The organism is Alteromonas profundi (genome assembly GCF_010500865.1).
Classification (GTDB): Bacteria; Pseudomonadota; Gammaproteobacteria; order Enterobacterales; family Alteromonadaceae; genus Alteromonas; species Alteromonas profundi.
In genome coordinates this window covers 104,120-118,091 of sequence record NZ_JAAAWN010000008.1, presented here as the reverse complement: position 1 = coordinate 118,091, position 13,972 = coordinate 104,120, and the positions used below count along the sequence as shown (strand labels likewise).

At 44.0% G+C, this 13,972-nt stretch carries 8 protein-coding genes; 2 read left to right on the top strand and 6 right to left on the bottom strand.

Annotation, left to right across the window (positions count from 1 at the left end):
- Positions 1–242: 242 nt before the first annotated feature.
- From GTH32_RS08075 to GTH32_RS08065, 3 genes are read right to left on the bottom strand one after another with little or no spacing between them, the layout of a single operon-like run.
- Positions 243–1,463 (bottom strand): phosphoenolpyruvate carboxylase, encoded by a 1,221-nt coding sequence (locus GTH32_RS08075; protein WP_163084726.1) that lies wholly within the window; start codon positions 1,461–1,463, stop codon positions 243–245.
- The gene (locus GTH32_RS08070) at positions 1,460–2,095 is read right to left on the bottom strand and encodes a condensin complex protein MksE (protein ID WP_163084725.1); all 636 of its coding nucleotides are present in this window, start codon (positions 2,093–2,095) and stop codon (positions 1,460–1,462) included. The genes GTH32_RS08075 and GTH32_RS08070 overlap by 4 nt, the downstream gene beginning before the upstream one ends.
- Positions 2,092–5,790: an ATP-binding protein gene (locus GTH32_RS08065; RefSeq protein WP_163084724.1), complete on the bottom strand. Its 3,699-nt coding sequence runs from the start codon at positions 5,788–5,790 to the stop codon at positions 2,092–2,094. The genes GTH32_RS08070 and GTH32_RS08065 overlap by 4 nt, the downstream gene beginning before the upstream one ends.
- 418 nt (positions 5,791–6,208) lie before the next feature.
- Between GTH32_RS08065 and GTH32_RS08060 the strand changes: the two genes are divergently transcribed.
- Positions 6,209–7,264 (top strand): hypothetical protein, encoded by a 1,056-nt coding sequence (locus GTH32_RS08060; protein WP_246223180.1) that lies wholly within the window; start codon positions 6,209–6,211, stop codon positions 7,262–7,264.
- A gap of 144 nt (positions 7,265–7,408) precedes the next feature.
- Here GTH32_RS08060 and GTH32_RS08055 read toward each other — a convergent pair whose 3' ends face one another.
- Positions 7,409–9,466 carry an OmpH family outer membrane protein gene (locus GTH32_RS08055; RefSeq protein ID WP_163084723.1) on the bottom strand — a complete coding sequence of 686 codons (2,058 nt, stop codon included), beginning with the start codon at positions 9,464–9,466 and terminating at the stop codon, positions 7,409–7,411.
- Between the two features lie 402 nt (positions 9,467–9,868).
- Here GTH32_RS08055 and GTH32_RS08050 point away from each other — a divergent pair, with 402 nt between their 5' ends.
- On the top strand, positions 9,869–10,297 hold the full coding sequence (locus GTH32_RS08050; protein WP_163084722.1) for a DUF2383 domain-containing protein: 429 nt from the start codon (positions 9,869–9,871) through the stop codon (positions 10,295–10,297).
- Between the two features lie 145 nt (positions 10,298–10,442).
- Here the strand turns inward: GTH32_RS08050 and GTH32_RS08045 are convergent, their stop codons facing one another.
- Positions 10,443–11,345 carry an SDR family oxidoreductase gene (locus tag GTH32_RS08045; RefSeq protein WP_163084721.1) on the bottom strand — a complete coding sequence of 301 codons (903 nt, stop codon included), beginning with the start codon at positions 11,343–11,345 and terminating at the stop codon, positions 10,443–10,445.
- Positions 11,346–11,715: 370 nt separating this feature from the next.
- Positions 11,716–13,782 carry a catalase gene (locus tag GTH32_RS08040; protein ID WP_163084720.1) on the bottom strand — a complete coding sequence of 689 codons (2,067 nt, stop codon included), beginning with the start codon at positions 13,780–13,782 and terminating at the stop codon, positions 11,716–11,718.
- Between the last annotated feature and the right edge of the window lie 190 nt (positions 13,783–13,972).

The window sequence follows — 13,972 nt, the reverse complement described above, 5'->3', positions numbered from 1 at the left end:
ATTCCTCTACGTACCGTACGCACCGGTACCACTACATTGCCCGCATCCTGCGAGACATATAAGTTCTGTCATAGAAGTAAGCTACATGAGCTAATTGACAGCCCTATTACGCTAACATGAAGGATTAGGTTCACCGTGTTAAAAAAATGTGAACCACCAGTTATATTATAGGGTAAATAGGCGAAATTTAAAGGTAAACCCGATTTCCTTATTGTAAATGCGGCTGCCACTCACACATTGAATTAACGCAAGCCCAATGTAATATCATTAATGTAGAAGTTTCCTGTGTACGTAGGATCGTTTTTACCGTGAGCATCTAACGCGAAGAACTGCTTTTCCTGGTCGGCCAGCGCCTGATACCCGCCAATAACCTGATAAATCCATACTTCTTGGTCAAAGGTTAGTGACTTTTCCTGATAATAGCTTAAGGCAGTTTTCGGTTGCCCTGAATCTATAACGTCACAAAAGTAGTCTTCTACCGCGAGTTGTAGCGGGTCTTTTTCCAACGACACCGTAGACTGCTCAGTCATATCAATGTCTTGTTGCTTGTCATCTTCATGATCATGTTGATGGCGTTTGTGAATATGCGATAGCGAGGCCACCATTCCGTGGTAGGCTTCTTCATGTTCCACACTATTGACATCTACTGACGCTGGTTTAATAACGCTAGCGGTTTGGTTAAAAAGCACGGGAACTTGCGTTAGGTTGGCGTAGTTCCCTGGCGTGAAATCGGGTTGCTGTTCCATATGCAGCAGGTACCCCTTAAGTAACCGAGTACGCCCTTTAAATTCTCTAAACCTGCCCAGCAAATCGAGTAATCTCGCTTGTACCACAGACAGCTCTTGCGCCGCTTTTGAAAAGCGTTGCTGTAGTGATACCACCAATAAATGCCGCAATTCTCTATTTGAACCGGCAATTTCACTTAACTCGTCAAATCGAAAACACTCTAACTGAGACAATAAATCGGTTACCTGTCCTTGAGCTAGCTCGTTTTCACGGATTTTAGCGTCAACCGAGGATACATAGCCAAATTCGTTATTAATACGGCTGAACATGATCCTAACACTATTAGACAGCGACTCGGACAACTGATACACATGCTCGGTTAAATCACTCATATGCGCAGCCGCTTCGTTGAACTTATTATGATAAAGGGCTTCTTTATAGTGTTCGGCCAAGGTCTTTAAACTTGCCAATGATGCGCCAATATTTGCGTTTATTGTGCGGTTTCGTTCGTCCTGAAGACTGCCTTCAAGGAGGGTTCTTACCGCGCTTTTCAGTCGCAGTTCGCTTTGCGCATCAGGGCGCCACAGTACACCAAGCTGTGTGAGTTGTTCTAACACCTTGGCACTGTAATCTTGCTCTTTCACTGTACCATTGACATAGGCTTGCATAATAAGATCGCTATGTCTGCCTAGCGCATTAAGTAACTTAGTACCCGCCTGTATTAACACTTGGCTCATAGCAAGCTTCCTTGAGAAATCGCCGCCTCCGCTTGTTCCGACAAGCTTAACGCTTCAGTCTCATCAATAAAGCGTATCATTTCATACAAGTGCTCGACTTTACCTGTGGCCAAGTAAATCTGTTTATCTGGGTTTGGCTTACTCAGATACCCCAATTCCGTTAAGCGTTTAAATACCTGCTTAAGCTGACCATCAAGGTTTACACTTGTAGAACCAAACATCTTATAACGCGATATTTTCTCTAGTTGCTCTGCGTAAGCAGGGGTATCTTCTATGGTAGTTTGTAGCTCGTTTAAACGGATTGCATTGCCCATGGTAACAGGCATATCTGACTCACTGGCCTGCTGTACCAATAGCAGCCACTCAACCAAAGGAATAAGGTTTGACGCAGTATCTTGGAATTGTTGCGTTAATACCTTACGTTCAGCTTCCCCTATAGTTAAATAACTGGCGAAGAAAACCTCTCCCTCTGCAGTGGTTGATAAGGTTCGATTGAGTAAGTTTAGATGGGGCTCTAGTTGCTGCGCGTTATCGTTACTTTTTAAAAAGCGCCACGCTTCTTCGTTTGTCACTTGGCAAATAAACGCCCCTTGCAATAGTGCACTTAATACAAAACCTTGCTCAGTCATCATACCGATGTCTCCTTACTGCCTTCTTGCGCTTCTTTTCTCGCTTTCAATCGCTCGGTAATGGCACTTGTTTTTGGTTGAACCACCTGTAATTGGCGAGTTACTTTGTCAATCAAATAACGATTCTGAAAGAGTGTTAGAACTTCTGATTCGGGGTTGGGAAACGCCCCAACCACACTAATATTGTTATTTTGGCAAGCATCGAATATTTTCTTTACATTGCTTTGGTGAAGCGTCCCTAGTTCATCTATCGGCCAATGAACCGTGGCCTCGGCATCACCGCGCAGCAAACGGGTAAAGGCGAGCAAGAATTTACACAAAATAAGGTACGCCATACCATGGCTTGATGACTCGTTTAATTGCCTATCAGTGCGGATCACAAGGTCGCTTTTTCCTTCTCGCAAATGCAACTCAATATCAAGCAACTTATTTATCCCCCCAGTAAGCGCGGCACGGCCTAAGATATCTAACACTCTGCGCATGCTCATGCCGTATTCTTCATCGGGAAGATTATTTGCGCCCTCATCCATCCATTGTTGATACAGGGAGCGAAAATGTTCTAGCTCTGGCCAAAACTCTAACTCGCTAATGCGGGAGCGAATTTTAACTGCCGAGTCAGACACTCCATCTAGGAAGAGTTCACTGTCTACTTCTTCGGTAATCCGGCGGCTTTGCGTAACAATACGCTTATCGATATCGGCCAGTACAAAGTAGTACTGCGATAAGTCTGCACCGAATATGCGCCCTTGCTCTCGCAACCCTTGTAGCTTCTGAGGAACAATGACGTTTAGCAGTTGAGACAAGTGTTTCACCATACGTCTATGATCAAAGCTTTTTACACCATGAGCATTAATGGTGGCACATTCTTCGCGGGCACGTTCCCATGTATCTGATAACCCTGTCCCCGCTTGCGCCGCGATAAGCTGATCGAACCTTTCGACATAAGCCCGGATATCGCTAAGCAAGGTATCGCGCTCTTGCAAGTAGCCTTGCACCTCTGATATACGCTGGCTAATACTCACATCATCATGTTTCACCTCAATATCCTGTGAGGCCGCATGAAGCGTAAGCTTACTGAGAGATTTACTTAACGTTTTAATCTGTTCGGCATGTTCGCTAGCCGTTCTCAGTTTACTATCTAGTTGAGTATGCTGTTCTTGCAGCGCTTCGCGCTGATTTTTGTAGTCACTTTGTTGTTGTGCAAGGCTACGCTCTGCCTCTCCAAGCGACTTACGCGCTTTCGCCAAACCTTCTTGCCAGGTTACTTTTTGTTGAGTAAATACAGTACTATACCAACGCTCGTAATCGGCAACTTTATGACGCTGGCTTTCGGTACGTGTAATGTTATCTTTTAAGGTAGCAATCTGCTTTTTAAGCTGCCCAATTTCATCAACATCAACGCCACGGTTATTTAACTCATTTTCAAGCCAAGCCTGCATCTCTTTACGTGCAGTGGCCGCATCGGCTTTGGCTTTATTAATATCATTATCAATTTGCGCTATGCGTGCTTCGCTATCGGCGATGAGTTGCTGCCAGTGAAAACGATGTTCGGTTTCAGCTTCGCGCTGTTGGTCTTTTATTTCATCACGGCTAAGTTCAAATTGCGCTTTGGCATTTTTTTGTGCTTGCTGATTAGCTTCAAGTTTACTTTTCGCCTTTTGCTTACGCTGCGACAACGCTTGCTGGTATTCACTCAGTACAGTGTCTCTGTCTTGCTGCGCACGCTTTCTACTGGCTTCTGCACTTTTTACTTCATTGTCTTTTTGCGTCATTACCAATTCGAGGTTACGTACCTCTTCATTGGCTTTAGCTAAGTTTGTCTCGCATTCATTTTGCGCAGCAAGCGAAGCGGCCTGGCGCAGTTCTGCATCTTTTAATTGTTGTTTTAACGCATGTTCTGATTGCGCAAACTCTGGGGTAGTAACTTCATCGAACGCTAAGGTAACGCCCATAAGGCTGGCACTATCTTCACTTAATGAGGGCGACAAATCAGTCCGAGAAAGCAAGTCAGAGCGAATAACCTTCCCCAGTGTATTTTCCCAGTTATCTACATTTTTACGTAAGAATTCTAACAACGAACCTTCGCCGGGATACAATAAGCGATTCGTCTGTGCTACCGCTTTTTCTTCTTGCTGGAAAGCCAAACGTGCTTTATCTAAGGCGTTGGACGCCTGCTCGCGAACTTGAACCGCTTTGTTATAGTTTTTCTGCGCGTCTCGATAAGCAACGCGGGCTGAGTCTTCGTTAATAGACGCATCTTTAATTGCACCATCAAGTAAATCAAGCTGCGATTGCTCAAATTCGTTATAGCCAGCATTAGACAGCGACGACTTCAGTTCAGCTTCAGTAACATTAAGTGCATTTAGTTGCGCCTGATGTTCATTGTGTAAGGCATTAAGTTGGCCCGAAAAGTCATCTTTAATGCGCTGGATGGCTTCTCGCTCTTGTTGCTGATACTGCGCTTTTGTATCCCCCGCTTCCTGACGTATAGCAGATAGTTCATCTAACGTTAGCGTGAGGTTTTCACCCAATTCAGCTAACCGGCGATTGTAAGCGGCATCGATATCTTGGTGTTTTTCGGTAAGTAAGTGGTAACGACTTTCTGCCAGTTCCCGAGAATTTTGCCATTGAGGTAAATTGGCTACGTCAGCCTTTAGCTGCTCGATATCTTCCTCTTGCCACTTATCGAACTCTTTTTCTACTGCTTCAAGTTCATGGGCGTACTTTTCAACATCGGCCCGGGCCGAAGAAATCACCTGGTTTAAATGATCCCGAGTATCATGCCATTGGTTATCGGCCTGCTTGCGGTTAAACTGGTTTTCTTCAAGCTCATTTTTTGTGCTTTCTATCCGTGCTGATAAATGAACTTTATCTAGCTCAAAACTATGCTTTAGGTTTGCAAGCAGTTGCTCTGTGCTAGTAAGTGCCATCTCTGCCTGTTCAAGTTTACTAAACTCTGGGCGAATATGGTCGAACTGCTTAATAAGCTGACATTCTTTTATCCAATCATCTACGCGATGACGGCTTAGACCTGACGTTGGTGGAGTCACCCCGTCTTCTTCTAAGATAGCCGCTATCATCGCTTTGATAGTTTCCATCTTGCCTTCTTTGGAGTGCACGGCTTTGGCAAGCTTTTCGATATGACGCATATGCTTACTTGGTTCGCACAAGCTAAATACTTTGGCGTAACCGAGTAACTCTCGAGCATTACTGCTTTGGTTCAATGCACCATGATCGTTTTGAATGATAGCGCGGAAATCTTTTGTCGTTAATAAACTCGTGACCAACACATCGTTGCGCTTTAGTGCACGGGCAAGCTCAGCGCTCCCCACACTGGTATGCTTGCCGTTTTTTTGCTCAACAAGATAGTCTTCAATGGCAAACGGTTTACCTATTAAACGATAGTTTACGCCACTACCGTTAGAGCTCAATACCGCTTGGCAAAGATCTCCCGCCGCGCGGGTGTATTCATAAATAATAAAACTAGATAATCGTGGCAGGTACCATCGTTCAAAGGAGTCTCGGGTAGCGGGTACTACACGACTAGGGTATTCCCCATAGAACACCGGAATAAGCCGCTGTAAGGTCGTTTTACCTGACGCATTGGTGCCACATATATTGGTGTGCCCATCAAGCTTTAATTCCACCACACCGGGGAGGTGTGTGTCGATAAGAACAATTCGATTTAAGCCTGCCATAAACTTCCTATTATTATTTCAACTTCGCATCATGCCGGCCAATATAAATCACGCCCGCGTAACCTAACCCGACAGTGCCGTCATTAGCATAGAGTAAGAACACATACCGGGTTATCTAAATTTTGATAGCCGTGAAGTGTATTACGAAACGTACCCTTTTCACAGGTGGTTTGCCTTGCAATGTGTATTGTGTTGTAAGCGCCGACTTTTTAGTCGCTAAAGACGCGGTTCCCCTACTGGTTTTGCCACCAGGTAAGTGAAAAATCCAGCCATTTAATATGTGCTTCCTTGCCGTGTCATTCGTTTTTCGGCTGTGCAGAAAAGATAGAAAAAGGCTTACACATTTTTTCATATTTCGCTTGATGGTTAACCAATTAAAAAACAAAATAAAACCAATTGTTAATTTTTGGATAACAAAATGAAAAACCAAATCCTTGGAAAACTATTTGCCCGAAACGTAAAGTACGCAAGCTACTGCGCTGCTATAGCCCTCGCGTTGCCGTGTATCTCAGCATGTGGTAGCGGCCCCTCAGGCAGTAGCAGTAGCGCTAGCACAGCAACACAGCAAGACACCTCCACCGATGATACATCTACTCCCCTCCCTTCTCCGGAGATACCTATGACGGTACAAACCCCTGATACGGGTTTTGTTACTGAAACCGAGGTGTTGCTTGCGGCCGATGGGACTTCTTCTCCTGAGAACACCTACTCGCTTATTGAAGCAGTATTTGGCGAGGGAAGCATTGAAGCGCCAGACTTCTTTAGCAACGATCATACGGCAATACCACACATTATTGAGGAAAATGACACCTGGGTAGGCAATCACTTTGTTTTTCTCGCCCATCGAGACTTAGATTTTAACAAAGGCGTAGAGTCGGATAGGCAGCGCAACGAAATTAAAAGCTATGACAAGAGTGCGGCGCCGCTAAAAGGGTTTGAGGGTGAAACCATGCAGTTTGAGTGGTTCTTTTTTGTCTCCAGCGAGATGTCATTAACCAGTAAATTTAGTCATTTTTTTCAATTAAAGGCACGCAATAATTCAGAAGACAACAGTAATGGTAATGATGAGCAGCCGGTACTCACCCTCTCTGGGGTGGAAAAAGACAGCAGTGGGCAAGAGTTACAAGTAAGACACAGCACGGGCAATACCGAGGAGGGACAACGTACAGATGACGTGTACTTAGTTAGGGCTAACTGGACCGATATTACCGATGAATGGGTTAAAGTGTTTGTGCAAGCAACATTTGCAGAGGATGGTCAGCTTATAATGCAACTTACCCGATTACGGGATCACGCCGTAATTATCGATATACATGAAAACAATATCGATATGTGGCGTGGGGTAAGCGAACAAGACTTCATTCGCCCTAAATGGGGAATTTACCGCTCAACGGCCCAGTGGGATCAATTACGTGCTGAAGAGGAGCGAGTTAAATTTGCTGACTTTGTTGTTCGAAAAGGACGCGCAAATTAACCTTGTCCTCTTCGAAACAACAAGCTAGCCTTAAAATCACGGCGTATTATTATTTAAGGCGCTATTGGTTATTTTTTATAGCGTCTGGAAGTCATAGAAGTACGTTGGCCTTCTTGTTTACCCTTAAATGTACTTATCCTACTTTTAATTACGCTTATACTTCGCTTTTACTTTTTCTGTCTCCTTTCGTGCCTCGGAATTTAACCTCGCCATTTCTTGTTGAAACTCAGCGAGTAATTTTGACCGTGTACGGGGATCAGCGGTAGCCAATACTTTTTTTTGAAAGTCCTGGCTTAGCGTATTTAAACGTGCTGTGTACTTTTCAGCTAACGAAGCTATCTCACTATTCATTTGCTCATAGTTTATGGCATTGTTATTTTCTGCTGTCGAATTTATCTGCGGTGTTTTGTTCTGATAAACTGTAGCTTGTGGGGGCGCGGATGATGAGGGGCGTTTAGCAATCGCCCGCCGTTGCGGTTCTGTTGTTTTTGGTTTTTGCGTATTTTCTGATTCAGCGCTATCGATAGTTTTAGCTGTAGACCCATTGTCTACAACTGGTGGGGCAATAGGCTTAACGCGTACATCGCTCTTGGGGGTGCCTAAAGACTCTGTCGACACGTCTTCTATAGACGTAAGCCAAGCGTGTTTATTATCTAAATACGCGAAGGTTAGACGAGCCAAGTTATCTTCGAACTGTTTTACATCAGGGCGGTCGCAGCGATATTCATCAAGTAATTCGTGCACACCATCAATTGTTCCTAGCGCTGGTCTCACATTAAGGCTATTTATAATAAGACGATCATAATTTCCGCCGAATGCGTCGCATACTTTATCACATAGCGGTAAAAGCTCTGTGGGCACGACATAAGTGGCAGAGTCTATTTCTCCCCCCATGTCCGGCATACTGAGGCCATCATAATCAGGCATCTCAAACGTAGGATTTTTATAAAGGTAAGTTTTTTGCAATAAATTATCTGGACACTTATACAATGCATATTGTTGATATTGATAAAGGTAGGTATCGGCAATTACCGGCAGTAAAGAATAATCCTGATGCTTTGTATTCGCAATATCGTTACCTAGATTACGACGGATCCATAAAGTAATTGCGTTATCAATTTTACGATCCAACTTTTTAATGGCATTAAGGTTATTATCATAAATAGCTTGAATATATTGCCCGCCATGTAGCCAGCAGAAAATACCTTTGCAGGAACTATTCCATACTTCTCGCTCAGCTTTACGCGCGCTAATCGATGCGAGACGCGCTTCACGGGTTAGTCCGGGCTGGCGGTTAACAACAGTAAAAACGAGCGGCCTTGGAGAGGAGGAATACGCATAACCGGCTTGAGGCTTAGGCTTCTTGAAACCGTAACTTACCTCTTCAAGATAAGCGCTCTTTCCTTTTTGATAGAATTTTGCGCTTACTGTGGACCCCGGGAAACATGACGACTCTATAAGAGGTTTAATTATTTTATGTTCGAAATACTCATAGTGCGTTTTGAGCCATTGGTGAAGCTCGCTGTAAGAAACGGGAACCACAATATCTAATCCCGCATTTGGGCTAGGCCGCGTTCGGGAATGCTTGAGAGGAAGACACCAAGGGTTTTCTCGTGCATACACAGTAATTCTATCGTCTTCGTAGAGTACTTTACCTCGATTTAAAGGGGAAAGGTGCGCTACGTTTTCTGGCATAAGTGCCGCTATCTCTTCCATGGTCATTTGCGCTTCAGCAATATGGTTGAGATGATAGTTTGTATAGGTTATCGATTCCCCTTCATCTGCAATCGCAAAACTCATCAACTCAAACCGCTTAGGACCTGAGCTTTCCCCCTGCTGCGTCATAGACATTTCGATCTCAGTTATGCGGATATCGCCACATAGCTTGATTAAATTGGGATAAATCTTCTCTTTTACAAACTGCGTATAACTTGAACCAATAAGTTGCGTTCGCCTTTCGTATGCTGCGCTAAAACTCACATTAACGCGATATTTTGTTCCCTTTTGGCGACCTTTATTCGTACAAAAGTGTGCGAGCGTACGTGCATTTTCCTTGTCAGAGGCATGAATATAAACTTCTAATGCTTCTTGTTGATAAATTACGGTGCCCCGCTCTGCTTCACTGGCATTACAAAGTGTTACTATTGTAGGCAGCACTACCACACAGAAAAAAATAATAATTCGCAGCAGTAACGAACTCATGCGAGGTTCCCTCACTAGACTATGGTTTAAGATTCCATTTCTAAATAACTACCACCAGCTTCAAAGACTGAAACGCAAGCCATCAGGCTGAATCGTTTGAAAAGGGATATCGCATGTTTTTTATAGCGAAATGACTAGTGTATTTTAAAATCCCACTCATCAAATATAGTACAAAAACAACCTTTGCGGATTAATTTGCAACCCAAATCACCTATTATTTTTGTATTTTTTTACCCTTTTTTTCTTTAATAATTAATCGTACGTAGGCCGAAACTGTCCCACCAGAAAAGGCTATTAAACTTAGGTATATTTCACCAATCTTGTAAAAGAAGAACGCCATGTAATCTAATATATCGAAAGTGATGTAAAAATAATTTTAACCGACATGTCAAGGAGAACACCATGTCTTCATCTTCAAAAGTTATTTCACAACTGTGCCACTTAGATTTTGATGCAATAGCAGCGTATGAAGCCTCGTTAGAGCGTATTGAGGATTCAGCACTAAAAGATACCATTGCGGGTTTTAGGGATGATCACAAAGCCCATACCGAAGCGCTTAACGCAATATTGGTAAAAAGAGGCGAAGATAAGGTTACTGATACCGACTATAAAAAGGTATTAACCAAGGGTAAAGTTGTTATAGCTGGCCTTATTAATGATAAGGCCATCTTAAAGGCCATGAATGTTAACGAAGAAGTGACCACCAAAGCGTATGAAAAGGCCCTTGATAATGATGACTTTTCAGTGGAAGAACGTGCTGTTATAGAGCGTCATTACAATGATGAGAAGCGTCATAAGCAATGGTTTTCAGCCGCGGCCGATAAAGAATAACCTCACAATTTAATAGCGGGGTCGAATAGATAGGGGCGATGTTGGAGATAGTCCAACATCGCCTTTTTTACGTAGTGTGCGGCTTCATCTACGCTCTATTTTTTACGGCGCGCCGCTAGACGATGCTGCAACACGCAGCCCCTTTCTATGGAAGATGTTTTCCGCCTGTAACACCTATTATTTCAGCCGTTACATAACTTGATTCTTGTGAAGCGAGAAACACATAGGCAGGAGCAAGTTCAGCTGGCTGGCCTGGGCGCCCCATGGGCGTGTCTTCGCCAAAATTAGGGAGTTTTTCCGGCGCTTGGCCCCCACTTTGTTGAATGGGTGTCCAAATAGGCCCCGGTGCGACACCGTTTACCCTAATACCTTTTTCAATAAGCTTTTTCGCACAGGACTTGGTAAAGGAAGTTATAGCTCCTTTTGTAGAGGCATAATCTAATAGACCCGGCGAGGGCTGGTAGCTTTGGATAGATGTTGAGTTAATGATAGTGCCGCCTGGGGGCATATGTTTAACCGCAGCTTTAGTTAGCCAAAACATGGCAAAAATATTGGTTTCAAATGTAGCTTTGAACTGTTCACTGCTCAGGTCGTCTAAATCTTTAACGTGCTGCTGTTTGCCTGCGTTATTGACAAGGATATCTAACCCCTCTAAGAAACTGTTTGCAGAGTCTACTAATGAAGAACAAAACGCTTCGTCTTTAATATCTCCGGCAATTGATTTTGCCTTTACGCCAGCTTCTTGAAGCAGCTCTATCGTACTGTCTGCATCTTTTTGTTCTGAAGGTAAATGGTTGATAACAACGTCAGCACCTTCACGGGCAAAAGCAATCGCTACTGCGCGTCCTATACCAGAGTCTCCCCCGGTAATGAGCGCTTTACGCCCCGCGAGCCTACCTGTACCACGGTAGGTCTGCTCGCCATGATCTGCGGTAGGGTCTAGTTTTTTATCTAAAGCCGGTTCGGGTTGATTACTATTGTAGTGGGTATCGCCAGCCGAATATTGAGTTCGAGGGTCTTGTAACGTGTATTGGTCTTGCTTCGACATACTGCTTCCTCCTATTTGAATGAATGGATTTAAATACATCACATTAAAGAAGGTGCATTTCCTATGCCGAAGATGTAGCTCAGCCTTTACGCGGTAATCGCTTTCAAAAAGCGGGCAGCGCCCTAGTTAAGGCGTATAAACTATCGCTAATGTAGCTTTGCAGGATAACCGCAAGTAAAACATAGGTTTTAACTATTACCCGTTAGCCAACAGGCGAGTAATAAATACATAGACGTTGCTAAAATATTCAATGGGATGAGCTGTGGGGTATGAGAGGAATGAAAAAAAGAGCGCGCGTAACGCGCGCTCTGTATGGATTGTTAGCGTTAGCTTTCACCATCATCTATAGGTTAAAGCCAGTGTCGCCTATTTATCGCTTCCAAAAACGAACATCCCTTAGGGCAGTAATAAAGTCGCTTGAACTTTTCGCCTTAAGATCAACAAAACCATCATCCATTTTACTATCTAGACACACCGCTTTTATAAGTGGCATGGCATTCTCGGTATAGCCGATAAATTTATTGTGCGCAAACGCGTCAGACACAAAATCTCGTGCTTCTGGCTTCTCAGCAAGCATAGTAGCGCCATCTTTAGACATAAGCAGCAGTACAGCGTCATATAACACTGAAGGGCCACCATCAACCTTTTGATTGGCCTCAATGTGATTGCCCTTATCGCACGTAACGCCGCCAATTTGTGGGGCAACAATTTCGAACATGGCCCCTTCTTTGGATAACGCATCTTTCACTTGCTCAAGCAACTCGCCATCTAAGTCGTCGCTAACTAAAATACCCAGCTTGCGGCCCTTAAAGGTTTGTGGAGCATTCTTTAAAATACTTAAGGGATCAGAGACAGATAAGTCTTCTCTGGTAGGCATAGCGGCTTCTGCTGGCGCCGGCATTTCGCTAAATCCTAGCTTTTCCGCTACTCCTTGGGCTAGCGCTTTATCTACGTTTAAAAGGTGTGAAACTACGCGCTCTCTAATGGGCAAGTGTTCGACTTTTGAAAGCTCAAACGTAAATGCATCACGTATGTGCTCTTGTTCAGTTTCGGTTTGACTCAAATAAAACTGTCGTGCTTGGCTATAGTGATCAGCAAACGTTTCTGAGCGATGACGAACTTTTTGACCCGCTATGTCTTCGTTATGTGATTTAAAGCCGTGTGCTGGACATGCACGCGGATTAGTTTCATCTGCTTCCCATGAATTAGGCTCGTAGTTAGCGCGTCCTTTAGGGTTCTGCATAGCCATATGGCCATCTTGCTGGAAGTGACGCATGGGGCACTTAGGCGCATTGATAGGAAGATGAGTGAAATTGGTACTGCCTAAGCGTTTTAGTTGGGTATCCAAATACGAAAAGTTACGGCCTTGCAGTAACGGATCGTCAGTAAAATCTATGCCAGGAACAATATTCTGAGTGCAAAAAGCCACTTGTTCGGTTTCAGCGAAGAAGTTGTCAACTACTTGGTTGAGCACAATTTTACCCACGATTTTCACGGGCACTTGTTCTTCGGGAATGATTTTAGTGGCATCTAGCACATCGAATTCAAAATTATCGGCAAATTCTTGGTCGAAAATCTGCATACCCAATTCCCATTCTGGGAAGTCACCTGCCAAAATTGAGTCCCAAAGATCGCGGCGGTGAAAATCGGGGTCAGCACCGTTGATTTTCAATGCTTCGTTCCATACAACCGATTGAAGGCCCTGTTTCGGCTTCCAATGGAATTTTACGTATTTCATTTCGCCTTTGGCGTTGATTAGTTTAAATGTATGAACACCAAACCCTTCCATGAAACGAAACGAGCGAGGGATAGCACGGTCTGACATTATCCACATAAGCATGTGGGTGGACTCTGGGCTTAAACTCACAAAGTCCCAAAAATTATCATGTGCTGTTTGCGCTTGAGGGAAACCACGATCCGGTTCTTGTTTCGCTGAATGGATGAGATCGGGGAACTTAATAGCATCTTGGATAAAAAACACGGGGATGTTATTGCCAACCAGATCCCAGTTCCCTTCTTGGGTATAGAACTTAACCGCGAAGCCCCGAACATCACGCGCGAGGTCGGGGGATCCCTGATTCCCCGCTACTGTTGAAAAGCGCGTGAATACGGGGGTCTTTTTACCTTTGGTTTGGAAAATTTCGGCACAGGTAATGTCCGACAGAGATTCATACGCTTCGAAATAACCATGTGCGCCATACCCTCTCGCATGAACGACCCTCTCAGGAATGCGTTCGTGATCAAAGTGGAAGATTTTTTCTCGCATCACGTGATCTTCCATCGTCGTAGGCCCGCGAGTACCTGCTTTCAACGAATTCTGGTCGTCATGTATGGGGCAGCCTTGCGCGGTCGTCATGGTAGGATATCCATCACCTGCCTTTTGATGCAACTCGCCGCCTTGTCCTTTATTTCCATCGTACTTAAATGATTCAGCCATGTTAGTTCCTTGCAGTTGAAAAATTAAACGCACATCTTTTGCAAACAAAAAATATTATTTAGGAAAATATAAAGATATTGCGCAGGTGGGAAAGCAAGTAAGATTCCATAGAGAAAAAAACATAAAAAACAACAACATAATATTAGCAACAGGTTGGTTATGGGAGATACTTACAATGCAGGCGAAAAAT